This is a genomic window from Pseudomonas caspiana (assembly GCF_002158995.1).
Lineage (GTDB): Bacteria > Pseudomonadota > Gammaproteobacteria > Pseudomonadales > Pseudomonadaceae > Aquipseudomonas > Aquipseudomonas caspiana.
Genome location: NZ_LOHF01000004.1, coordinates 329,161 through 351,884 on the forward strand (window position 1 = coordinate 329,161; position 22,724 = coordinate 351,884).

The 22,724-nt window shown below is 58.8% G+C and carries 19 protein-coding genes; 8 read left to right on the forward strand and 11 right to left on the reverse strand.

The features are described from left to right. Window positions 1-124: 124 nt before the first annotated feature. The gene (locus AUC60_RS08080; RefSeq protein ID WP_087265582.1) at window positions 125-847 is read right to left on the reverse strand and encodes a FadR/GntR family transcriptional regulator; all 723 of its coding nucleotides are present in this window, start codon (window positions 845-847) and stop codon (window positions 125-127) included. Window positions 848-1,031: 184 nt separating this feature from the next. Further along, window positions 1,032-2,777 carry an IlvD/Edd family dehydratase gene (locus AUC60_RS08085; RefSeq protein ID WP_087265584.1) on the reverse strand — a complete coding sequence of 582 codons (1,746 nt, stop codon included), beginning with the start codon at window positions 2,775-2,777 and terminating at the stop codon, window positions 1,032-1,034. Window positions 2,778-2,981: 204 nt separating this feature from the next. Between AUC60_RS08085 and AUC60_RS08090 the strand changes: the two genes are divergently transcribed. From AUC60_RS08090 to AUC60_RS08120, 8 genes are all read left to right on the forward strand, one after another. Next, entirely contained in the window at window positions 2,982-4,298 is a 1,317-nt protein-coding gene (locus AUC60_RS08090; RefSeq protein WP_087265586.1) for an MFS transporter, read from the forward strand. 122 nt (window positions 4,299-4,420) lie between these two features. After that, window positions 4,421-5,413 carry an AraD1 family protein gene (araD1, locus tag AUC60_RS08095; protein ID WP_087265588.1) on the forward strand — a complete coding sequence of 331 codons (993 nt, stop codon included), beginning with the start codon at window positions 4,421-4,423 and terminating at the stop codon, window positions 5,411-5,413. A 188-nt stretch (window positions 5,414-5,601) separates the two neighbouring features. After that, window positions 5,602-6,960, forward strand: a complete 1,359-nt coding sequence (locus tag AUC60_RS08100) for an MFS transporter (protein WP_087265590.1) — start codon at window positions 5,602-5,604, stop codon at window positions 6,958-6,960. 69 nt (window positions 6,961-7,029) lie between these two features. Continuing rightward, window positions 7,030-7,320 (forward strand): DUF5629 family protein, encoded by a 291-nt coding sequence (locus tag AUC60_RS08105; protein ID WP_087265593.1) that lies wholly within the window; start codon window positions 7,030-7,032, stop codon window positions 7,318-7,320. Window positions 7,321-7,414: 94 nt separating this feature from the next. Continuing rightward, window positions 7,415-8,584: a lactonase family protein gene (locus tag AUC60_RS08110; RefSeq protein WP_087265594.1), complete on the forward strand. Its 1,170-nt coding sequence runs from the start codon at window positions 7,415-7,417 to the stop codon at window positions 8,582-8,584. 176 nt (window positions 8,585-8,760) lie between these two features. Continuing rightward, complete coding sequence (locus tag AUC60_RS08115) at window positions 8,761-8,943, forward strand: hypothetical protein (protein WP_087265596.1); 183 nt, start codon at window positions 8,761-8,763, stop codon at window positions 8,941-8,943. A 505-nt stretch (window positions 8,944-9,448) separates the two neighbouring features. Continuing rightward, complete coding sequence (locus tag AUC60_RS27835; RefSeq protein ID WP_158099103.1) at window positions 9,449-9,622, forward strand: hypothetical protein; 174 nt, start codon at window positions 9,449-9,451, stop codon at window positions 9,620-9,622. After that, the gene (locus AUC60_RS08120) at window positions 9,619-9,822 is read left to right on the forward strand and encodes a hypothetical protein (protein WP_087265598.1); all 204 of its coding nucleotides are present in this window, start codon (window positions 9,619-9,621) and stop codon (window positions 9,820-9,822) included. The genes AUC60_RS27835 and AUC60_RS08120 overlap by 4 nt, the downstream gene beginning before the upstream one ends. A gap of 52 nt (window positions 9,823-9,874) precedes the next feature. Here the strand turns inward: AUC60_RS08120 and AUC60_RS08125 are convergent, their stop codons facing one another. The 9 genes from AUC60_RS08125 to AUC60_RS08165 all read right to left on the reverse strand — a co-directional run bounded on the left by AUC60_RS08125 (window position 9,875) and on the right by AUC60_RS08165 (window position 22,447). After that, on the reverse strand, window positions 9,875-10,474 hold the full coding sequence (locus AUC60_RS08125) for a glutathione S-transferase (RefSeq protein ID WP_087265600.1): 600 nt from the start codon (window positions 10,472-10,474) through the stop codon (window positions 9,875-9,877). Then, complete coding sequence (locus AUC60_RS08130) at window positions 10,474-14,118, reverse strand: AAA family ATPase (RefSeq protein WP_087265602.1); 3,645 nt, start codon at window positions 14,116-14,118, stop codon at window positions 10,474-10,476. The genes AUC60_RS08125 and AUC60_RS08130 overlap by 1 nt, the downstream gene beginning before the upstream one ends. Next, entirely contained in the window at window positions 14,115-15,359 is a 1,245-nt protein-coding gene (locus AUC60_RS08135) for an exonuclease SbcCD subunit D C-terminal domain-containing protein (protein WP_087265603.1), read from the reverse strand. Before AUC60_RS08135 ends, AUC60_RS08130 begins: the two co-directional genes overlap by 4 nt. Before the next feature lie 219 nt (window positions 15,360-15,578). Next, window positions 15,579-17,240, reverse strand: a complete 1,662-nt coding sequence (locus AUC60_RS08140; RefSeq protein ID WP_087265604.1) for a BatD family protein — start codon at window positions 17,238-17,240, stop codon at window positions 15,579-15,581. Beyond that, window positions 17,237-18,976, reverse strand: coding sequence for a vWA domain-containing protein (locus AUC60_RS08145; RefSeq protein ID WP_087265605.1), 1,740 nt, complete (start codon window positions 18,974-18,976; stop codon window positions 17,237-17,239). Before AUC60_RS08145 ends, AUC60_RS08140 begins: the two co-directional genes overlap by 4 nt. Further along, the gene (locus AUC60_RS08150) at window positions 18,973-20,055 is read right to left on the reverse strand and encodes a vWA domain-containing protein (RefSeq protein ID WP_087265606.1); all 1,083 of its coding nucleotides are present in this window, start codon (window positions 20,053-20,055) and stop codon (window positions 18,973-18,975) included. Before AUC60_RS08150 ends, AUC60_RS08145 begins: the two co-directional genes overlap by 4 nt. Then, on the reverse strand, window positions 20,048-20,542 hold the full coding sequence (locus tag AUC60_RS08155) for a DUF4381 domain-containing protein (protein ID WP_087265608.1): 495 nt from the start codon (window positions 20,540-20,542) through the stop codon (window positions 20,048-20,050). Before AUC60_RS08155 ends, AUC60_RS08150 begins: the two co-directional genes overlap by 8 nt. Beyond that, entirely contained in the window at window positions 20,539-21,483 is a 945-nt protein-coding gene (locus AUC60_RS08160; RefSeq protein ID WP_087265641.1) for a DUF58 domain-containing protein, read from the reverse strand. The genes AUC60_RS08155 and AUC60_RS08160 overlap by 4 nt, the downstream gene beginning before the upstream one ends. A gap of 4 nt (window positions 21,484-21,487) precedes the next feature. Continuing rightward, complete coding sequence (locus tag AUC60_RS08165; RefSeq protein WP_027900522.1) at window positions 21,488-22,447, reverse strand: AAA family ATPase; 960 nt, start codon at window positions 22,445-22,447, stop codon at window positions 21,488-21,490. Window positions 22,448-22,724 lie beyond the last annotated feature (277 nt).

Genomic DNA, 22,724 nt, shown 5'->3' on the forward strand with positions numbered 1-22,724 from the left:
GGAAGAGGCCAGTACATTCAGTACATCGTCATCGTCAGAAATACCGCCTTCCCGGCTAAAGCCGGTCCCACGTCGGATTGCGGGTAAACATAGAATCTCCCAAAATTTTATGCAATTAACAGGGTTACAAGCCCAACTCCCGCCCCAACACCACGCTCAACGCATTCCTCGCATCATCAAGCTGCACCAGCGTTGCATGCCGTGCGCCCAGTGCGTCTCGGTTTTCGATGGCGGTTAGGATTGCCTTGTGACGCGGCAATGCCAACTCATGCAAATTGGGCCGCTGGTTGGAGTGCTTGAGCGCTTCACGCAATGCCAGTGAAAGCATGTTGCACAGGTGTGCGAGCAAGTCGTTGTGAGTCGCGTCGGCTATCCGGCTGTGGAAGTCCAGGTCGGGTTGCAACAGCGCCTCAGGAGTTGGCGCGGCTTCCATACGTTGGTAAGCCTCACCAATCGAAGCGATTTCTTCATCAGTGGCATGTTGTGCGGCGAGGGCGGCAACCGCGGGTTCGATGACCGCACGGACACTGGTCAGCAAATTGAAGAATTCATTTTGTGGGGTGCACTGCATGATCCAGTGCAATACATCCGGATCGAGCAGATGCCATTCGCGACGGGCCTTGACCACCGTTCCGACGCGCGGACGCGAGTAAACCAAACCCTTGGCCACTAGCACTCGGGTGGCTTCGCGCAACACCGGTCGACTGACAGCGTACTCCTCACAAAGCAAGGCTTCGGCAGGCAGCTTTTCATCAGGCTTGAAACGTCCGGAGACGATCTGCATGCCCAGCTCCTGAACGATGCGGGCGTGCATGCTTTTACGGTCGGAAGGCTTTCGGTAATCCATGGGGACGCAAGTCGATCCTGAGCGATGAGTGCGGGGCATCATAGCATCGGCGTTGTGTGGGAGCAGAGCTTGCTCGCGATAAAGCTGGATGCGATTCGCTGTAGATCGCATGTACCTTATCGCGAGCAAGCTCTGCTCCCACTGTAGATCGCGCCCTTCTGTTGGGGCTGGGCTTTTCTATCGATCAGTGAGAATGCCTTGGCACCTCAGCCCCGCGCATGCCTACCAGGAAGTCGAAGTCGCAACCCTGATCGGCCTGCAACACATGCTTCACATACAATTCGCGATAGCCGCCGACCAACAGTTGCTGTTGTTGCGGTGGCTGCCAGTCGGCCAGGCGGGCGGCGAGTTCTGCTTCGGGAATGTCCAGATGCAAACGGCCGCTGGCGCAGTCGAGCTCGATCCAGTCACCTTCCTGCACCACCGCCAATGGACCGCCGGCGGCTGCTTCGGGTGCCACGTGCAAAACCACCGTGCCGTAGGCCGTTCCGCTCATGCGCGCATCGGAAATCCGCACCATGTCAGTCACGCCTTGTGCCAGCAGTTTGGCAGGCAAGCCCATGTTGCCGACTTCGGCCATGCCCGGATAACCCTTGGGGCCGCAGTTTTTCATGACCATGATCGAGTTGGCGTCGATGTCCAGATCCGGATCGTTGATCCGTGCCTTGTACATGTCGAAGTTTTCGAACACCACGGCTCGACCCCGGTGTTGCATCAATGAGGCAGTAGCCGCCGAAGGCTTGAGCACTGCACCCAATGGCGCCAGGTTGCCGCGCAATACACAGATGCCGCCGTCAGCGCGGATCGGATTGTCGAGGGCACGGATCACTTCGTCTTCACCGTAGATCGGCGCGCCTTGGGTATTCTCGCGAATGGATTTTCCGTTGACGGTCAACGCATCCGGGTTAGGCAGCAAGTTGGCTTCGTCCATACGGCGCAGCACGGCGGGCAAACCACCGGCGTAGTAGAACTCCTCCATCAGGAAACGCCCGGATGGCTGCAGGTCAACAATGGTCGGCATCCCGCGACCCATGCGGGTCCAGTCGTCCAGCTCCAGATCGACACCGATGCGCCCGGCGATGGCTTTCAAATGGATCACCGCGTTGGTTGAGCCGCCAATGGCTGCGTTGACGCGGATCGCGTTTTCAAACGCCGCTTTGGTCAGAATCTTCGACAGGCGCAGGTCTTCTTTGACCATTTCCACGGCGCGCATGCCCGACATGTGCGCCAGCACATAACGTCGTGAGTCCACGGCTGGAATCGCCGCGTTGTGGGGCAGGGAAGTGCCGAGCGCTTCAGCCATGCACGCCATGGTCGAGGCGGTGCCCATGGTGTTGCAGGTGCCTGCCGAGCGGGACATGCCGCCTTCCGCCGCGAGGAAATCGTCGAGGGTGATTTGCCCGCCTTTATAGGCTTCGTGCATTTGCCAGACCACGGTGCCGGAGCCGATGTCCTTGCCTTTGTGTTTGCCGTTGAGCATTGGCCCGCCGGTGACCACGATGGCGGGCACGTCGCAACTGGCCGCGCCCATCAGCAGAGCCGGTGTGGTTTTGTCACACCCGGTGAGCAGCACTACGCCGTCGATGGGGTTGCCGCGAATCGCCTCTTCGACATCCATGCTGGTCAGGTTACGGGTAAACATCGCCGTGGGGCGCAGGTTGGATTCGCCGTTGGAGAACACCGGGAATTCCACCGGCCAGCCGCCTGCTTCAATCACACCGCGTTTGACGTGCTCGGCGATTTGCCGGAAGTGGGCGTTGCAAGGGGTGAGTTCCGACCATGTGTTACAGATGCCGATGATGGGCTTGCCTTGAAACTGGTGATCAGCGATCCCCTGATTCTTCATCCAGCTGCGGTACATGAAGCCGTTTTTGTCGGCAGTACCAAACCATTGGGCAGAACGCAGGGGTTTTTTATCGGAATCAGACATGATCGGCTCTCTTATTGTAAGACTTAATGGCTTTTCTGATGGCTAAGTTAAGCGCAAATTCGCGTCATGGGAAGAGTTGTTAGCTAAATAGTAATACTATATAGTCGATTTTCAGTGAGGGGCCGACCCTGGCAAAAGCATCTGATTTGCTCCAGGCCAGAGGCGATCTCCACTCCATAACAAGAACAATTGGAGATCGCACACATGAGCCAGGAACTCCGGCTTATTCGCCGCATCACCCTGAAATTGATTCCCTTCCTGATCCTGCTTTACCTGATCGCTTATGTGGACCGCTCTGCCGTGGGCTTCGCCAAGTTGCACATGGGCGCGGACATCGGTATCGGCGACGCGGCCTATGGGCTGGGCGCCGGGTTGTTTTTCATCGGCTATTTCCTGTTTGAAATCCCCAGCAACCTGATGCTTGAACGCTTCGGCGCCCGCCGTTGGTTCGCGCGGATCATGATTACCTGGGGCGCTATCACCATCGGCATGGCCTTTGTGCAGGGGCCGCACAGTTTTTATGTGATGCGCTTTCTGCTAGGCGCGGCCGAGGCGGGCTTCTTTCCGGGCGTGCTGTACTACATCACGCAGTGGTTCCCGGTCCGCCATCGCGGCAAGATCCTCGGTTTGTTCATCCTTTCCCAACCGATCGCCATGATGATCACCGGGCCGGTGTCCGGTGGTTTGTTGGGCATGGATGGCGTGATGGGTCTGCACGGTTGGCAGTGGCTGTTTATCGTCATTGGCACCCCGGCCATCCTGCTGACCTGGCCGGTGCTGCGCTGGTTGCCGGACGGTCCACACCAGGTTAAATGGATGAATGAGACCGAGAAAAACTGGCTCACCGGTGAACTGAAAAAGGACCTGGAAGAGTACGGTCAAACGCGTCACGGCAATCCGTTGCACGCCCTGAAGGACAAGCGCGTTCTATTGCTGGCGCTGTTTTACCTGCCCGTGACCTTGAGCATTTACGGACTTGGCCTGTGGTTGCCGACGCTGATCAAACAGTTCGGTGGAACGGATCTGGTCACTGGCTTTGTGTCCTCGGTGCCTTACATCTTCGGGATCATCGGCCTGCTGATCGTCCCACGCAGTTCCGACCGACTGAATGACCGTTACGGACACCTCGCGGTGCTTTATGTACTGGGTGCCATCGGTCTTTTCCTCAGTGCCTGGCTGTCATTGCCGGTCGCGCAACTGGCGGCGTTGTGTCTGGTGGCCTTTGCGCTGTTTTCCTGCACCGCCGTGTTCTGGACATTGCCCGGCCGTTTCTTCGCGGGGGCCAGCGCGGCGGCCGGTATCGCCCTGATCAATTCAGTGGGCAATCTCGGTGGCTACATCGGTCCGTTCGTGATCGGCGCGCTCAAGGAATACACCGGCAATCTGGCTTCGGGTTTGTACTTCCTGTCCGGGGTGATGGTCTTCGGCCTGGTATTGACCGGCGTGGTTTACCACTTGCTGGAACGCAAACACGTGCTGCCCGCCAGCGATTTCGCCGCCAGCGCCCGCAGCCGCACTTGATTAATAACGGTAGGAGCGAACTTGTTCGCGAGGCGGCGTGCCTGACACACCGCATTCTGCATCTCGCCAACAAGTTGCCTCCTACCGAAAGGTGCGTTAGTGAATTTTGAAAGGAGATCCCAATGAACCTAGTGCAATTCGAACTCAGCAATGGCCAGCGTCGTGTCGGTCTGGTAGACGGCGATCTGATCCGTGAAGTGCAGGGCGCACACAGCGTGCGTGATCTGGCGTTATCCGCCATCGACGCAGGTATCGGTCTGGCGCAGCAGGTCGATAAACAGGGTCTCGGCGAAAGCCATGATTACGCGCAATTGTTGCAGGACCTGCGCATTCTGCCGCCGCTGGACCATCCCGATCCTTCGCATGTGCTGGTCAGCGGAACCGGTCTGACTCATCTGGGCAGCGCCTCCGCGCGGGACAAGATGCACCAGCAGGCGGGCGACGAAGCGTCGATGACCGACACCATGCGCATCTTCAAGTGGGGCGTGGAGGGCGGTAAGCCTCAAGCCGGGCAGGCGGGCGTGCAGCCTGAATGGTTTTACAAAGGTGATGGCAGCATCGTCGTGCGCCCCGGCGCGGACTTCTCGCTGCCGCCGTTCGCCGAAGATGGCGGCGAAGAGCCTGAACTCAGCGGCCTGTATGTGATTGGCAACGACGGCAAACCGTATCGCCTGGGTTTCGCCATCGGCAACGAGTACTCCGACCACATCATGGAGCGTCGTAATTACCTGTATCTGGCCCACTCGAAATTACGCGCCTGTTCCTTTGGCCCGGAACTGCGGATTGGCGAGTTGCCACAGAACCTGTCCGGAACCAGCCGCGTGCTGCGCGGCGGTGAAGTGATCTGGGAGAAGGAATTCCTCAGTGGCGAAGCCAACATGTGCCACAGCCTGGAAAACCTCGAATACCACCACTTCAAATACAGCCAGTTCCTGCGTCCGGGTGATGTGCATGTGCACTTCTTCGGCACCGCGACCCTGTCCTTTGCCGATGGCGTGCGCACCCAGCCGGGGGATCAGTTCCAGATCAGCCAGGCGGAGTTCGGCAAGCCTTTGGTGAACGGGATCGAGAAGACCGAAGCCGCGTTTTTGCCGGGCGGGATTGGGCAGCTGTGATGATCATCCATAGGAATGCGATTTAACCCTGTGGGAGCTGAGCTTGCTCGCGATAAGAGCACTGCAGATATCAGGTCAATTTGCGTCCAGCCTTATCGCGAGCAAGCTCAGCTCCCACAGATAAATCGCGTTTTAGTTCAAGTCAGTACCAACATCCGACACTCCAATAACAACAAGGAGGTGCGCACATGACCACCCACACTTCGCCAATCGAAGCGTTCGACGAGGACGTTTTCGAGGACAAGATCTATCGCAAGGTTAATTGGCGGATCATCCCGCTGTTTATCCTCTGCTTCCTGTTTGCCTATCTGGATCGGGTCAATATCAGTTTCGCCAAGCTGCAGATGCAAAGCGATCTGGGTTTCAGCGAGACGGTCTATGGTCTTGGTGCCAGCCTGTTTTTCGTTGGTTACTTTCTGTTCGAAGTGCCGAGCAACATGCTCCTGCACAAGATCGGTGCCCGGGTTTGGATTGCGCGGATTATGGTCACGTGGGGCATCACCTCGGCGTGCATGATGTTTGTGCAGACCGAGTTCTGGTTCTACACCCTGCGTTTTCTGATCGGGGTCATGGAAGCCGGATTCGTGCCTGGCGTGTTGTACTTTTTCACTCAGTGGTACCCGAGCAATCGTCGTGCCCGGGTCAATTCCTATTTCAAAAGTTCTATTTGCCTGTGCGGCATTGTCGGCGGGCCCATCGCCGGTTTGATCCTCGGCCATTTCGACGGCGTGCTGGGCATGCCCGGCTGGCGTTGGCTATTTCTGCTTGAAGGCCTTCCTTCGGTCCTGCTCGGCATCGTGGTGTTCTGGTTCGTCTGCGATCGCATCGAAGACGCCAAGTGGCTCAACGACGCCGAGAAGAAAGTGGTACTGGCGCGCATGGCCCGGGAAGTACAGCCCGAGACGCCGCAAAGCTTCAAGGACATCTGGAAACACCCGACCACCTACGTGATGTCGGTGATTTACCTGTGTCTGGTCATGGCCCTGACCGGTTTGCTGTTCTGGATGCCGCAACTGATCAAAAGCGCCGGTGTTGCTGACACCATGACCATCGGCTGGCTGACGGTGATTCCCTACGTGGGCGCAGTGATCGGCAATTTGCTGATCGGTGCGAGCTCCGACCGACGCGGTGAGCGGCGTTGGCACATGGCGGGCTGTGCGTTATTCACGGCGGCGGGGTATCTGGTGTGTGCCGTCTTCCCCGGTCAGTTGCTGCCCTTGATGGTCGGCATGACCATGATCATGACCGGCATCATCGCCTGGATGCCGATTTTCTGGACCATCCCGCCACGCTTCCTCAGCGGTCTTGCGGCGGCGGCAGGTATTGCGCTGATCAACTCCATCGGTCAACTGGGCGGGATCATCGCGCCGTTCATGGTCGGGCGGGTCAAGGATCTGACCGGTGCAGCGACTCCTGCGTTGTACGTGCTGTGCGCAGTCTGCGTGCTGGCCATGGCATTGATTATCTGGGGGATTCCGAACCGTTATTACGTGCGCGAAACCACTCACGACAAACCTTCGGCGGGCACAGTTGAAGCGACTGCCTGAAATTTACGGTGGTTCTGTCCAAGGTAGTTTTGGCCTATCATTCGCGCTTTTACACAGACGAAGACTGCCATGACCACCACCCCGACGACGATGAGCGCAGCCCTGAAAGACGCCACGATGCTGGAAATTGACGGGCTGCATGCCTGGGATTTCTTTCTGGGCGACTTTCTGACCCTCGAGTGCATGGATGGTCGCGAGCGCAAGACCTGGCGTTTCACGATGGAGCAGGTCAATGCTGCGACGTTCGATGAAGTTCAGGACTGCTGGCTGATCACCGACGGTACCCATGATTACCGCATGAAATGCCTTGAAGCGTTCACCCCGACCAAGGATGACGAGGACGACGCGCAGGAGGACTGACCCCCGATAAAACCAATCAGCGGCAAGCCTGTCTTAACGTTGTTCGCGCGTCGATGGCGCCCAATAACAACCTGAAAAAAAGAAGGCTCTGCCCATGACTCGTACATTTCTGCCTTGGCTGGCACTGGCCGGCGCAATGAGCGCTTTTCCCATACAGGCGCAAAGCATGACTGAATACGACGTACTGATTGGCTCTTACACCCAGGCTTCTAGCGAAGGTATCTATCGATACCGCTTTAACAGCCAGACCGGCCAGCTGGATGCCAAACCCCTGCAAGTGATCAAGACTGACAACCCGTCCTGGCTGACCCTTTCCAAGGATCAGCGCCATCTGTTTGTGGTCAACGAGAACGGCCCCGGTGGTAAGGATGTAGTCGGCAAGGTCAGCAGTTTTGCGATTGATGCCAAGACCCATCAGGTCACGCCGATCAATCAGGTCAAGAGCCAGGGTGACGAGCCGACGCATTCCAGCCTCAGCCCGGACCAGTGCTTCCTGTTCGTGTCCAACTATGCCGTGCAGCCTGATCCGGGTGGTGCGCTGGCGGTGATCCCGGTGGGCAAGGACGGCAAGCTGTCCGAGGTTGTTCAGGTCAGCAATGATCATGGCGCGAGCAAGGTCAATCCTGAGCGTCAGGCGTCTTCCCACGTGCATTCGGCGATCCCGACGCCGGATGACAAGTATGTGGTGACCAGCGATCTGGGCGCCGACAAGATGCTGGTGTTCAGCTATGACGGCAATCGCGCCAAGCCTTTGCAACCGGCCAAAACGCCGACCGTGCAATTGCCAGCTGGCAGTGGCCCGCGTCACCTGCTGTTCAGCGAGGATGGCAAGCACGCCTGGCTGACTCTGGAAATGGTCGCGCAAGTCGCTGTCTTTGATTATCACGATGGTGTGTTCAAGCAAACCCAACTGGTGGACTTGAAGAACAAGGATGCGCAGCAGAAAGTCGGCGCGGGTGGCTTGCACACCTCGCCGGACGGTAAATTCCTCTATGTGGCCAACCGCGGCGAAGCCAACCAGGTGCTGGTATTTGCCATTGATGCCAAAGGGCAGCTCAAGGAAGTGCAACGTCGTTCCGTTGAAGGTGTGGAGCCGCGTGAATTCCGCATCGATCCGAGCGGGCAGTTCATGCTGATTGCCAATCAGAAGAGCAATCAGATCGTCACGGTGAAGGTTGATCCGAAAACCGGCCTGCTGGGTGATACGGTGCAAAAGCTCGACTTTGACTCGCCTTCGGATTTCCGTTTCCTGACCGGCAAGTGATCCTGAAGAACCTCAAGCCCTTGATTTACGCGGGCTTGGGGTTCTATCAATTCAAGTGATATGAGCTAGTGCTACAAAACATTTCGACTGAACCGCTCTCGGGGGTAAGTTTGAGTCACGGCCAAGACGGTCAAGACTTGAAACCTAGTTCCACTTAGCATCCGAGGGTTAACGCCATGAACTTCAATATCTTCTCCATCATTGCCGCGTCTGCCATTTCCGCCACTGTTGCATTGCCCGCTCAGGCCAGTGTTGATGTGACAGACAAAAAGAATCACGCGACTCAGACTTACACCCCTAAATACTTGCAGCAAAGTGCTAATTTCTACGCAGCACTGGATCACAAGACTCAACAATGAATAAGCGATTGAATCCATTCCCGGTTAACGCCTGTATCGCTACCCGGGAATGGATTCGCAAAAAACACTATTGTTGACGGTTGTTTGTTAATAGATCACGCCGCTTTCGCGAGCATGTTCGCTTACCCAGGTTTTTGCGACCTTCTGATCATCGCGTATCAGAGCCATGCAGATTCTGCCAGTGAGCCTGCTCGCGAAAGCGCCGAATGAGTCCCTCTTGGCCCGCGTCTCTCATAGGATGCGGGCTTTTTTTATGCGATTTTTTTGTGGCGTTCATATGTGGGAGCGGTGCTTGCCCGCGATTCGGTTCAAACTCTATCGCGGGCAAGCACCGCTCCCACAAAGGATTGGGTTTCAAGGATGGATGTTTAATAGGGCTAATTAAGGCGCTCAATAATCAACCCAACTGATATTCGCTATCTCCAGCCATCGTTTTTCAATACTCCGATTTTCCGCGATCCTGTCGGCCTGGAAACACAACACTGGAACTTACGGAGTTACACCCATGGCCACTGCCATTCTTCATTCAATCAAACAAGGCGCCTACATCGCCATTTCGCTTTATGTGGTTTTTATTGCAGTGGTCACTGTTACCAGTATGAATCCACAATTAACCACCCCTTCAACCCAGACTGTTGTTGATCGCGCAGCCTTGAGTACTCAAGAGCGTGCATCGTGAGTGGCGGCAAAATATGGGTGACTGCTGGCCTTGCCGTCATGATCAATGGCAGTTCATTGCTGGGCATTGGTCAGAACTCGGTAGGCGGGGTGGCGCGCAATATCGAATGCCGGTATGAGATTGCGCAGGCTATTGAATTGTCCAGGGCGCAGAAAGTGCTGGCGGGAACCCGGCCGGAGAAGGTTGGGGTGGTTGTGTAGTGTGTCTGGCGATGCGCTCCCACAAAAGATTGCGGTTACCGGTAGGCCATGGTCACTTAGCCATCACCGCTTTAAACAATTCTGACTGAATGAACCGCTCAAGCCAGCCACGCAGTTTCGGGTATGGGCTTGTCGCGAACCATTCAGGATCCACCGCGCTGAACTGCCGTATGAACGGCGCTAGCGCAATGTCGGCCAATGTCACCTGATCTGTTACCAGAAAATCCTGGTGTTGTAAGCGCGCTTCGAGTTTCTGCAAAAACACTTCGCCTAGTTGCCGATAATGTTCCTGGGAATATTCAGGGTGGCGCACGAAGTATTTGTAGCGATCCAAGTGTTGCTTGAACGCCTGATCGTTCTCTTCGATCAGCGCCTGAATGTCCCGGCGGCCGTCGCCGTCGTCGATCAATAGCCAGTTGTCCGGGTCGTTTTGCGCCAGTGCCCAGTGCATGATGTCCAGACTCTGCTCCAGCACCTGGTCTTCAAGCACCAGTACCGGCACCGTACCTTTCGGCGAGCGCTCAAGCATCTCCGGCGGTTTGGCTTTGAGGCTGACTTCGTGGACCTGCACTGTGCAGCCTGCGTAGCGCAAAGCCATGCGGGCGCGCATGGCGTAAGGGCAGCGACGGAATGAGTAAAGCACGACCGTCATCAGTGGCTGACCTCGACCGTACTCAAGCCATTGCCCTGACGCTTAACCTGAATCTGCACTGGAATCCGTTCGTGCATCTCCTGTACGTGAGAGATCACGCCAACCTTACGACCTTGAGCCTGCAAGCCATCCAGCGCATCCATGGCCAATTGCAGGGATTCCGGGTCGAGGCTACCGAAGCCTTCGTCGATAAATAACGACTCGATTTTCAGTGTGCTCGACGCCATGGAGGCCAGACCCAAAGCCAGTGCCAGTGACACCAGGAAGGTTTCGCCGCCAGACAACGAATGCACCGAGCGCAGTTCGTCGCCCATTTCCGTGTCCATGACCAGCAAGCCAAGCATGCTGCCACCGCGCTTCAAGCGATAACGCCGCACCAGTTGCTTGAGCTGGGCGTTGGCGTGATGCACCAGCAAATCAAGGTTGTAGGCCTGGGCGATCTTGCGAAACTTGTCGCCTTCGGCGGAGCCGATCAGCGCCGCCAGTCTTGCCCAGCGCAGGTATTCGCTGTGGGCATTGGCGATCTGTTCCTGCAATTCGCGGCTGGCGTTGTTGCGGCGTTCGTCTTCGCTCAGTTGGGCGCGCAGATCAGCACATTGCTGTTCCTGTTCAGCGCACAGCTTTTGCGCCTCCAGCAAGGCGGCGTTCAATTGTTCGGCATCCGTCACATCGCTGTGATGGGCCTGATGCTGCTGCAGTTGTTTGTCCCGTTCCTGAAGCAGGATGCGGGTTTGCTCCAGAGTCTTTTCGCTCTGCTGCAATTGTTGGCGCAGTTGGCTGACACCTTCATCGCTGTAGCCGAGCAGCACTTCCAGGGCGGCATCATCCAGTTCGGGATGAGCGCTGCGCCATTGAGTGATTTGTTGATCCAGTTCGGCCAACTCTTGCTGCAATGCCTGCAAACGCGACTGTTCGCTTTCCAGCCCGGTGGCCAGTTTGATCAACTCGCTGCGTGCCTGTTGCAGCTCATCGCTGGCGGCGGTTTGAGCGCGGCGCGCCTGTTCCAGCGCGGTCTCGAGTTGCTGTTGCCATTGTTCGGCACTGGCGTGGCCATCCAGCATTTCAGTCAGGCGTTGCTGGCTGGCGTGTTGCTGGGCTTGCAGGTCGGCGAGGCGTTGTTGCTGCTTCAAACGCTCTTGTTCCAGATTGTGCTGGCTGTCCTGTTCGCGTTCGATCCGGCGTGCGCGCTCGGTGTGCTCCTGTTGCTCTTCCTGCTGGCGGTCCAGTTGTTCCAGACGCTGCGCGATGTCGTTGTCCAGTTGCATGAAACTGTCGGTGGCCGCTTCACGCCAACGTTGCAAGCTTTCGGCGGGCAGCAGCGGTTCGAACTCTTGCAGTGCGGCCTCAAAGGCTTGATTGTCCAGTGCGATATTGCGTTGCTGATCGTCGAGCATTTTCATCGCGTGCTGGCTGGCATCACGGGCGCTTTGTACGTTTTGCTGCAACTGTTCGGCGTCTTGCTGCACTTTGAGCAACACTCGCTGGCGTTGCTCGCTGGTGGCTATTTCTTCCGTCAGCGCATGCAGCCGCTCGCTCAACCAGTCACCGCGAATCGGCTCGGGTTGTTCCAGCAAGCGCGCGTAAAGCGGATGCGCTTCAAGTTCAGGCGCGAGCTTTTGCAACTGCTCTGTAAGTTGTTCCAGTTGCGGCCGGGACTGTTTGAGACGGGCATTGAGTTCGGTGACTTCGGCACGCAACTCGGCGAGTTTTTCGCTGAGCTGACTGACCTTCAACCGCGCACTGTTTTCCTCGCTGTCGTCGTGGCCGGACAGCGCCTGGAGCAGGGCGTCGGACTGATGATAAGGATGGTCTTCGCTGCCACACACCGGACACGGTTGTTGATCGACCAGTTGCGCTCGCAACTCTTCAACGCTGGCACTGCGGGCAAGACGCTGACGTTGCAGCAACTCGACGGTGACTTTCAGCGCCTGCTCGGCAGCTTCGTGTTCGGTCTTCAGTTGCAGTCCGCTGGCGATACTTTTATTGCGCTGCTCGTTAGCTTGCTGTTGCAGCAACTCGACATCCTGCAGACGTTTTTCGATGTCCTGATGGCGTTGCCAGATGCGCTCCAGTGAATCGATCGCGCTGTGTTGCTGACGATTGTCGTGGAGCAATTGACCCAGGCGCTGGATCTCGGCATTGACCGCTTCGGCCTTGACCTGCGCTTCGCTGTACAGCGCTTGCAGGGCGTTGCGCCGGTCCGTCAGTTCCTGTTCGGCACGGGTCGAATTCTTTTCCAGCTCCGGCAGTTCTTCGCGGCCTTTATTCAACCGGGCGCTGAGTTTCACGGCTTCCTGCAAGCGCGGCCGATAGGCCGTCCATGCCTTGCTCAACGGGGCGAGTACGGCGCTTTTTTCCAGTTGCTCGGCAATGGTTTGCAGGCGCTCATTCAGCAAGCGCTGTTGATCGAGCAACTGATTCAACGCCGCATGGCTGTCGGCCTTTGTCCGCTCGGCTGCTTCGGCATGCAGCGTTGCGTCCTGCACTTCTTTGTTCAGGTGGGTGAGGTTGCCTTGCTGCTCGAACGCCTGACCAATGATCGGTGCGGCGGTTTTTTTCTGTTGCTCGGCCTGTTCGAGCGCGCCATTGGCGCTGAGCAGCTTTTCTTCAAGGCCGGTTTGTATGGCATGCAGGTCATTCTGGCGCTGGGCGTGTTCAGCGATTTGCGCACTGAGCGGGCTCAATTGGGCGTCCAGGCGATGGCGCTGGGCGAACAGGTGGCGTTGCGGTGCAAGGCGTTCCAGCTGGCCGAGTAACTGACGCTGGCTGTTCTGGTTTTCCCAGTCTTGCTGGGCGCTGGCCAGTTGTTCACTGGCGCTCTGGTGTTCGTCACGCAAGCGTTGTAGTTCAGTCAGCCACTGCTGTTTGAGTTCCAGCTGACGCTGTTGCGCCTGGTGGGTCTTGAGCTGTTGCTGGGCTTCGCTGAAGTGTTGCTCCAGTTCTGCGCGCTGCTCCGGCGGCATGGGCGCGATGCCCGTCGCCATTAGCTTGAGATCCTCGTGGATTTTTTCTGCCTCTTTGCTCTTGCTGAAAGCCCGGCGTCCCAACTGGCTATAGATAGCCGTGTCGGTGAGCTTTTCCAGCAGTTCGCTGCGCTCTTTGTCATCGGCCTTGAGGAAGGCGCTGAATTCGCTTTGGGCGAGCATGACCGCCCGGGTGAACTGCTCGAAGTTCAGGCCCAGACGGGCTTCGAGCATGGTTTTGTATTCGCTCTTGTTCTGCGTGCTGAGGATCTGCTCGCTGTCCAGATCAGTCAGGGTCTGGCGGCTGGCCTGGAGTTTTTTCGTAGCGTTGTCCCGTGCGCGGTTGGTTTCCCAGCGAGCACGGTAGCGGCGTTTGTCGATGCCGACGAAATCCACTTCGGCGTAACCGCTGCCGGTGCCACGCCGTAGCAAGGTGCGCGGATCGTTGGTGCTGATGTCGCCGTCGATTTCCGGAACCCGCGACTGGCCGATGTTGCTCAGGCGTGGAATGGCCCCGAACAGAGCCAGACACAACGCGTCGAGCAAGGTGCTTTTGCCCGCGCCGGTAGGACCGGTGATCGCGAACAAGCCAGCGCTGGCGAGTGGTTCTGCGGTGAAATCCAGTTCAAACGGGCCCGCCAGGGAGGCGAGGTTCTTCAGGCGGATGGCGAGAATTTTCATGGTTGTTCGCTCTCCAGCTGGACTTCCTGCAGCAGCGTAGCGAAGTCGCTCAGGGTTTGTTCGTCGACCTCGCTGCCGTAGTTATCCAGCCATGCGCGGCTGAACAATTCTTGCGGGCTGAGCTGATCCAGTTCGATCAGGTCTTCGTCGTTGTCGCCACCGTCACTGCTGCCTTTACCGGCATATTCCGCACCGATGCGCACAAGGCGCACGGCTTTGCCCTGCAGGGCCTCTTCGATCTGGTTACGCAGATCCGGCTGCGGTTCGTCCAGGCGGACCCGAACTTCCAGCCATGGCTGACGATCAACGTCGGCCAGCAGGTCGATGTCCGGCAAATCCTTAAGCTGCAACAGCAACTCGGCCAACGGTGCCGGACCGATTCGTTGCAGGTTGACGGCGCGGGGGATCAGCAGGGTTTCGACACTGCGCAGTTGTTCGCCGTCGCAGTCGATCTCGAGAATCTGGTGCTGATAGCCAATCTCCGAAAATGACAAGGGGATCGGCGAGCCGCTGTAACGAATACGCTCTTCGCCATTGACCCGCTGCGGCTTGTGCAAATGGCCAAGGGCGACGTAAGTGATGCTCGGACCGAACAGGCTGGCGGGCAGGGCTTCGGCGTTGCCGATGATCAGGCTGCGTTCGGAGTCTTCCGAGACCGAACCACCGGCCATGTGCGCGTGGCTGATGGCGATCAGGGCCTGACCTGGCTGACGCTTGAGGTTGGCCGCCTCGACCAGCAGTTCATGCACGCGGCCAATACCGCGCAAGTAGTCGTCGCCCAGGGTTGCGCCGGTGACTTCAGCGGGGCGCAAGAAAGGCAGGGCCAGGCACCATGCGCCGATTTCGCCTTTGGCGTCCGGCAGTGGCAGCAGCAGGCGCTCGACATCCAGGGTGCCGTCATCGAGCCACAGCACGCGACCCAATGCATGGGTACGCAAGCGGCGCATCAAGGGCGCGGGCAGTTCGATTCGCGAACCGGAGTCATGGTTGCCAGCGATCATCACGATGGTCAGCAGCGGTTGCTGCTCGTGGGCGCTGACGATGAAATCGTACAGCCGCTCCTGGGATTTAACCGGCGGGTTGACCGTGTCGAAGATGTCGCCAGCGATCAACAGTACATCGGGCTGCCGCTCTTTCAGTCGGGCCAGCAGCCAGATCAGAAAGCTGGCGTGTTCGAAGTCCCGCTCCTGGCCATGAAGGTTCTGGCCGAGGTGCCAGTCGGAGGTGTGGAACAGTCGCATGGGTAATCTCAATCCTGAAATGGTGACTTGGCCGGGTGAATGCGCTTTTGAACCTGTGCAATTTTTATGTGGGAGCGAGGCTTGCCCGCGATAAACGATAACGCGGAGTCTCTACCACCTGCGTCTCATGTATCGCGGGCAAGCACCGCTCCCACATGGAACCGGGTTTGCCGCGAGTTAGCGCGGTACCACAGGGCATGCGCAGTCGGCCAAGGTTTTCTATTTTGGATACAACGGCGGCAAGCTCTGCTCGGTCGTCGGGTCCTGAATGTTTTCGGCGGCGGGCAGGGTACGTACTGCTCGCCAGAGTTGTTCGCCCAGCCACAGTTGGCCGGTTTCGCTGTACAGCGCGCCATTGAGACCATCCAGTGCGTCGGACAGCGGCACGAAGCGGGCGGCCATGTCGGCCAGGGTTTCCGGTTGCTGCCGCGCCCAGGCATCGAGTGCCTGACGAGTCGCCTGCGGATCATTGGCCAGGCTGGCGCGCTTGAGGTCATCGAGCACCGTACGCGGGCTTGGCCCGGTTTGCACGGCGCGGGCGACGGCGGGCTGACTACGTGCACGCCACCAGAGAACAAAGCCGATCAGCGTGGTCAGGGCAAAAAACAGCGTGCTCATCTGCCATGGCCATACCGGTGGGCCAATAACGGTAACGCCGTTCAAATCGCTGCTGACCGGCGTGTCTATCGCCAGGCTGGGGTTAATGCTGACCTGCAAGGCTCGGGCGGGCAGGCTGGTATGTTCCAGATGGTCTTCAAGGGTGTTCCACCAGACCACGTCCACGCTTGGCAAATCAATGGCACCGGGACGAGTTGGCACCAGTGCCTCGCGCTCTTCGCGGGTGCCGGTCAGGCCTCGGTCGCTGGTCACGTTGGCCAGCTTCGGCTGATCCGGATAACGTCGCAGAGCGCTTACTTCAGTGGCAGGCAAGGGCGGCAGTTGTGCACCGGACAAGCCTTCGACCTTGAGGGTAATGGTGCGTGTCAGGGAGTCGCCCACCTGACTGCGGCCCGGCTCCGGGCTCCAGCTTTCGCTCAGATTGACGCTGCGCGCGGGCAACCAAGGCGCATCGGCAGGGTAGTTGGCGGGTTTGGCTTTAACCGTCAAAGGCAACTGCGCAGAGCTGACGCGCATGACTTTGCCCGGCTGTGGCCCGAACGGCGTGCCTGGCTCATTGTTGGACGGTCCGTCACTGTTAGGCTGGACCAGCGTGGCGCTGAACGTCTGCGGAGGGATTATCAGCGTGCCGCTCTGTTGCGGATAAATCGCGTAGCGCATCTCGATCACGCCGTGACGGATGCCATTGATGAGCTTTTCATAGGTGCGCGATTCGCCGAGCTTTTCGACCCGTGCTTCGGGCACTTCCAGCGGGCTCAGATTGCTGTCATCGAACAGCGACACCGAGTGATAGACGCGCAGGGTCAATACAGCCTGGGCCTGAACGTAAACGTTGTCTTTATCCAGGGTCGCTTCGACGAACACTGGAGCCTGTTGGCTGGCGTGATCCGGGTTTTCGCTTTGCACGACTTGCAGGATGATCGGCTGGCTTTTCAGTGCGCCCAATTGCAGTGAAGGCACCTCGACTGAGCCGGTCTGTTTCGGTAACAGGGTAATGATCCAGCGCGTAGTGGCCTGATTTCCGCCGTCCAGCGTGTTGAGCCGGTTGATCTGGCGGGTGCCGCCTACGTCAAAGCTGCCTTCAAGAGCGCTCAGGTCAGGCTTGCCGAACTGGGTGACGTCGCTGGTTTCCAGCGTCAGCTCCACCGTTTCCCCGGAGTTGAGACGCGTGCGGTCGACACTGGCCACCAGTTCCGCAGCCTGATTGGGCAGCGCAACGAAGCTGAGCATCAAGCCGAACAATAGGGGGTAGGCACGACTCATTGGGTGTTTTCCTGACGCTGTTGCTGTTCGTACCAGAATTTACGCCTTAGCAGCTCGCCGGGATCGTCCGGAATCTGCCGCAGCCATTGTTCAAGTGCCTGACGCCGTTCGCCATTGATGGTGCCGTCGGCTGGCCGGATCGGTGGTCGGGTGGTTTCCTCGTCATCCATGGGCGAGCCGGATTGTGGATTGCTTTTCGTTTGCGCAGACGATTCACCCGGGGACGGTTCCACGTCAGCACTGTTTGCCTCGGTGGGCTCAGTGGCTTGCTGGTCTTCGGAGCGTTGACTGGCAGCGGCTTGATTTTGCGGGTTCTCACCATCGTTATCATCGTCGCGGGTTTGAGCCTGATCAGCGTCATCGGGTTCCGCAGCTTTCTTCTGTTCCAGTGCTTCTTCCACCAGCGCCTTGTTTTGCAGCGCAGCCTGCAAGTCTGGCTGGCTTTCCAGCGCCTGTTCATAAGCGTCCAGCGCGGCTTCCAGGTCGCCGTTGCGTGCCAGCGCATTGCCGCGATTGTAATGGTCGGCGGCGCTGTTGCCTTCGGCGAAGCGCTGGGCGGCGCTGGCGTAATCCCCGGCTTGATAGAGAGCGATGCCTTTCCACTGTGGGTTTTCGAAGTGTTGCGCGGCCTGGGCAGGGCGTTGCTGTTCAAGCAGTCTCTGGCCCTGTTGGTCGGGACGCAACCACAGATCGGCAAACTCGAAGGCATAGCTGTTTTGCGGCAGCACCATCAGCAACGGCAGGCAGAGCAACCAGCCACGACGCCCGGCGCAGGCGGCCAACAGCAACAGTGGCAGCAGGAACCAGTAGCCCTGATCGGTCCAGCTGTCGAGCTGAATCAGTTGTCCGTCGTTTTGCATTTGCTTTGGGCTGTCGAGCAGGCCCAACTCACGCAGGTCGTGATCGTCCATGCGCAGTTGTCGATACTGGCCGCCAACTTGCCCGGCGAAGTCCGTGAGGCTGGCACTGTCCAGACGCGGCAGCAGAATCGCGCCCTGATCGTCTTTGAGCAGACCGCCTTTTTCCTGCTCGACCGGTGCGCCTTCTGCGGTGCCGACACCGAGAATCAACAACGGAGGTGACTGGCCAGCCAGAGCCTGACGGATGCCCTGACGTTCCTGCTCGCTCAATGACGAACCGATCAACAGCAAGCGCCCGCGCCCCAGTTCGCCTTGCTTGAGCAGAGCCAGTGCCTTGTGTACGGCCAGATCGGCACGATGCCCGGTCTGCGGCATGATCGACGGTTTGACCGCATCCAGCAGGTTGCGAATGGTGATCTGGTCATCGGACAGCGGCACCAGCGTGTGGGCGCTGCCGGAGTAGACGATGATCGCCGTTTGCGAGTCGCTACGCGCCTGCAACAGGTCCAGCAGTTTGCGCCTGGCTTGTTCCAGGCGGGTCGGCGGGGCGTCGGTGGCGAGCATTTCCGGGGTCAGTTCCAGCAGCACCACCAATGGATCAACCGGCTTCTGGCTCAGTTGTTCAACCCGCTGCCAGCCGGGGCCGAGCAATGCGAGCAGCGCCAGCAGCCAGGCGATGCCGAGCACCATCCACGGTTTTTTACTGTCGCGTCCACGGCCGCCGCTGAGCAGTACGGAATGGAACGCTGCGGGCAAAATCATCTGCCAGCGTCCGGCACGTTTCTGTCGGTGCCAGAGTTGCCAGAGCAGCCAGCCCAGTAACGGCAGAAGCAGCAACCACCAAGGGCGGAACCAGTGCGGCCAGAGCGCGATCATTGGCGGCGCCCCAGACGTTTGACTTGTCGCTCGACCCGCTGACGCCAGTGCTGGCCGTCGCGGATGAAGCGTTGGCGATTGAGCAGCCGATGCACGGGGTTGTTCGGCCAGCGTTCATGCACCACCAGTAACACGCTGCATAGCATCGCCAGCGCCAACGGCCAGTGATAAAGCGCGTGGGCCGGACGTGCCTGAGTCTGTTGTTGGGCGACAGGCTCCAGCGCATCGAGGGTCTGGCGAATTTTTTCCAGCTGGTCGCCATCCCGTGCGCGGAAGTATTGGCCACCGGTCAATTGCGCGATTTCCTTGAGGGTCGGCTCATCCAGATCCAGGCTGGGGTTCAGCCCGAGCATGCCCAGCGAGCCTTCTTTGTTCGGGTCCGAGCCGATGCCGATGGTGTAAATCTTCACCTGTTGCTCAGCCGCCAGACGCGCAGCAGTAACCGGATCAATCTGCCCGCCGTTGTTGGCGCCATCGGTGACCAGTACCAGCACGCGGCTCTGTGCCGGGCGCTGTCGCAGGCGTTTCAGGGCCAGACCAATGGCGTCGCCGATCGCGGTGTTTTTACCGGCGATGCCGATTCGCGCTTCATCCAGCCAGACGCGCACGGTGTGGCGGTCAAACGTCAGCGGAGCCTGCACGAACGCTTGGCTGCCAAACAGGATCAGCCCGACGCGATCACCCTTGCGGCCTTGCAGAAAGTCGCCAAGCAGATGCTGAACCAGCACCAGACGGCTAACGTCGTCGTTCTTCCACTCCATGTCCGGATAATCCATGGAGCCGGAAACATCCACCGCCACCAGCAGATCCCGGCCACTGGACGGAAGGGGCAGCGGTTCACCCAGCCATTGCGGACGTGCAGCGGCCACCAGCAGCAACAGCCAGATCAGAATGAACGGTAATTGCTGACGCCAGCCGGGCAGGGCAACTTTGGCCCTTCTCCCGACCAGCTCTTCGAGATCACCGAGGAAGCTGACCTTGAGCGCCGCTTCGCCGCTGTCAGCGGTCGGCAGCAGCAAGCGCATCAGCCACGGCAACGGCAGCAGGGCGAAAATCCACGGCCAGGCGAACTCAAACATGTTTGCGAATCCAGGTTTCAACGGATTGCGTCAGGCCATTGATGGCCTTGTCGTCGAGTTTGCATTCGGGTTTGTAAGCGCCTTCCACCAGCACCATCCAGCGGGTCAGGCCTGCGGCGGGGCAGCGGTTGTCGAGGAATGCGAGCCATTTGCGGCCATTCAGTGTATGGCTCTGGCTGTACGGATAATGGTTGCGGCACAGCCTTTTCAGCAGGCCGTTGATTTGCTGCAGCCATGCGCCTGCGGGGGCGCCGTCGTACGGTTTGGGCATATTGGCCAGTTCGGCCAGCGCAGCGATGCGCACCGGGTCCAGTGGTTGTTCGGCGCGGCGCACCCGGGTCTTCACCGGTAACAGATGCCGCATCCGCCACAAACCCCAACCCGCCAACGGAATCAACAGCAGCAATAGCCACCAGCCCGGCGCCAGCGGCCAGAAGCCCACGGCTGGCGGGGGGATCAGCGGTTGCAGTTGGTCCAGCGGGTTCATTTGCGTTTCACCGGACGCTGGGCGTTGAGGTATTCACGCAGCTGCTCGACCATCTCCTGCTGTGTGCTCAAGGGCATCAACAGCACGCGCAGTTTCTTCGCGAGCATTTCCCAGCGGTCTTTACGTGCTTCACCCTGGGAGCGGTAGGCCTGACGAAGTTCAGGGTTCAGGGTGTCCATCTCCAACTGCGCGCCACGCTCGGCAAAGCGCAACAGGCCGGAAGCGGGCAGGGCGTGATCCAGCGGGTCGGACAATGGTAATAGCAACAGGTCGCAATGCCGGGACAGCAGGCTGAGCTGTTGTTCAGCTGCATCGGACAGTGCGCGCTCGTCACACAGCACGATCACCAGACTGCCCGGCCGCAGCACTTCCCGGGCGCGGCGCAAGGCAATGCCGAACGCATCGCGGTCGGCAGCGGTTTCCGTGTGCAGTGACTGGTTGACCCGCACCAAGCGGTTGAGCAATTGCAGCAGGCTTTGCTTGCTGCGCCGTGGTTTGATTTCGTAATGCTCGTTGTCGCCAAACACCAGGCCGCCGACCCGGTCGTTATGGATCAGCGCGGCCCAGCCGATCAGTGCCGCAGCCTGGGCGGCGAGCACTGACTTGAACATCAGGCCGGAGCCGAAAAACAGCCTGCGGCTTTGCTCGACCAGAATGAAAATCGGTCGTTCGCGTTCTTCGTGGAACAGCTTGGTGTGTGGCTCTTGAGTGCGGGCCGTCACTCGCCAGTCAATGCTGCGCACGTCGTCGCCGGCCTGATAAACCCGGACCTGATCAAAATCCACGCCCCGGCCGCGCAGCTTGGAGTGATGCAGGCCAATCAACGGGCTGCGCTGGCTCGGGGTGGAGAACAGCTGGACTTCGCGGACGCGATGACGCATCTCGATCAGCTCAGTGAGACTGACGCGAATACCCGGCTGGGGGATCAGGAAAGGTTGCATGGCTTCAGGCAACAGCCACGACGTCAAGAATGCGCTGAATTACCCGATCCTGATCGATCCCGGCGGCTTCGGCTTCGAACGACAGGATGATTCGGTGGCGCAATACGTCGAACAGGACCGCCTGAATGTCTTCCGGGCTGACGAAATCGCGTCCCGCTAGCCAGGCGTGTGCTCGGGCGCAGCGATCCAGCGCAATAGAGCCGCGCGGGCTGGCACCGTAAGAAATCCATTCGGCCATTTCCGCATCGAACTTGGCCGGGGTGCGAGTCGCCATGACCAATTGAACGAGGTATTCCTCCACCGCATCGGCCATGTACAGGCCGAGGATTTCCTTGCGTGCGGCGAAAATCGCCTGCTGGCTGACGCGCCGCTCCGGCTTGGTCTCGCCATTCAGGGCTTCGCCGCGGGCCTGGGCCAGAATCTTGCGTTCCACCGAGGCGTCCGGGAAACCGATCTTGACGTGCATCAGGAAGCGGTCGAGCTGGGCTTCAGGCAGCGGGTAGGTGCCTTCCTGCTCGATGGGGTTCTGGGTGGCCATGACCAGGAACAGTGGCGACAGGTCGTAAGTGCTGCGACCCACGCTGACCTGACGCTCGGCCATGGCTTCAAGCAGTGCCGACTGAACCTTGGCGGGCGCACGGTTAATTTCGTCTGCCAGTACCAGATTGTGGAAGATCGGCCCCTGTTGGAAGACGAAGCTGCCGGTTTCCGGACGGTAGATCTCGGTGCCGGTGATGTCGGCAGGCAGCAGGTCAGGGGTGAACTGAATTCGGTGGAACTGTGCTTCGATGCCTTCTGCCAGTTCTTTGATCGCTTTGGTCTTGGCCAGACCGGGAGCCCCTTCGACCAGCATGTGGCCGTCGGCGAGCAGGGCGATCAGGAGACGTTCGATCAGTTTTTCCTGGCCGAGAATCTGCGTGGAAAGAAAGGTTCGCAGCGCTATCAGCGCTTCACGATGTTCCATCGGTGACTGTTCCTGGCAGGTAATCAGCGGCGTCAATCAACGCCGAAGCTGGGGGCGATACTTTAATCCATAGAGGGGCCTGGCGACTAACGGCTCTGGGGTTTTTTGTGTGGTTTTGAGGATAACGCTACAAAGCTTGAGGATTTTTCCTACGGAGTTGGGGGTGTAGGGCTTGGCGGTGCTTCTTAATGTTGTGTACATATCCGTTGGCGGGGTAGCGGCTGGTATTGGTTGCGCTTTTACAGCGCCTCACTTTTGAAAGCGCAAAAGTAAGCAT

Coding starts and splice junctions, on each gene's coding strand:
- AUC60_RS08080 (WP_087265582.1), bottom strand. CDS start 847: ATGGATTACCGAAAGCCTTCCGACCGTAAAAGCATGCACGCCCGCATC.
- AUC60_RS08085 (WP_087265584.1), bottom strand. CDS start 2,777: ATGTCTGATTCCGATAAAAAACCCCTGCGTTCTGCCCAATGGTTTGGT.
- AUC60_RS08090 (WP_087265586.1), top strand. CDS start 2,982: ATGAGCCAGGAACTCCGGCTTATTCGCCGCATCACCCTGAAATTGATT.
- araD1 (WP_087265588.1), top strand. CDS start 4,421: ATGAACCTAGTGCAATTCGAACTCAGCAATGGCCAGCGTCGTGTCGGT.
- AUC60_RS08100 (WP_087265590.1), top strand. CDS start 5,602: ATGACCACCCACACTTCGCCAATCGAAGCGTTCGACGAGGACGTTTTC.
- AUC60_RS08105 (WP_087265593.1), top strand. CDS start 7,030: ATGACCACCACCCCGACGACGATGAGCGCAGCCCTGAAAGACGCCACG.
- AUC60_RS08110 (WP_087265594.1), top strand. CDS start 7,415: ATGACTCGTACATTTCTGCCTTGGCTGGCACTGGCCGGCGCAATGAGC.
- AUC60_RS08115 (WP_087265596.1), top strand. CDS start 8,761: ATGAACTTCAATATCTTCTCCATCATTGCCGCGTCTGCCATTTCCGCC.
- AUC60_RS27835 (WP_158099103.1), top strand. CDS start 9,449: ATGGCCACTGCCATTCTTCATTCAATCAAACAAGGCGCCTACATCGCC.
- AUC60_RS08125 (WP_087265600.1), bottom strand. CDS start 10,474: ATGACGGTCGTGCTTTACTCATTCCGTCGCTGCCCTTACGCCATGCGC.
- AUC60_RS08130 (WP_087265602.1), bottom strand. CDS start 14,118: ATGAAAATTCTCGCCATCCGCCTGAAGAACCTCGCCTCCCTGGCGGGC.
- AUC60_RS08135 (WP_087265603.1), bottom strand. CDS start 15,359: ATGCGACTGTTCCACACCTCCGACTGGCACCTCGGCCAGAACCTTCAT.
- AUC60_RS08140 (WP_087265604.1), bottom strand. CDS start 17,240: ATGAGTCGTGCCTACCCCCTATTGTTCGGCTTGATGCTCAGCTTCGTT.
- AUC60_RS08145 (WP_087265605.1), bottom strand. CDS start 18,976: ATGATCGCGCTCTGGCCGCACTGGTTCCGCCCTTGGTGGTTGCTGCTT.
- AUC60_RS08150 (WP_087265606.1), bottom strand. CDS start 20,055: ATGTTTGAGTTCGCCTGGCCGTGGATTTTCGCCCTGCTGCCGTTGCCG.
- AUC60_RS08155 (WP_087265608.1), bottom strand. CDS start 20,542: ATGAACCCGCTGGACCAACTGCAACCGCTGATCCCCCCGCCAGCCGTG.
- AUC60_RS08160 (WP_087265641.1), bottom strand. CDS start 21,483: ATGCAACCTTTCCTGATCCCCCAGCCGGGTATTCGCGTCAGTCTCACT.
- AUC60_RS08165 (WP_027900522.1), bottom strand. CDS start 22,447: ATGGAACATCGTGAAGCGCTGATAGCGCTGCGAACCTTTCTTTCCACG.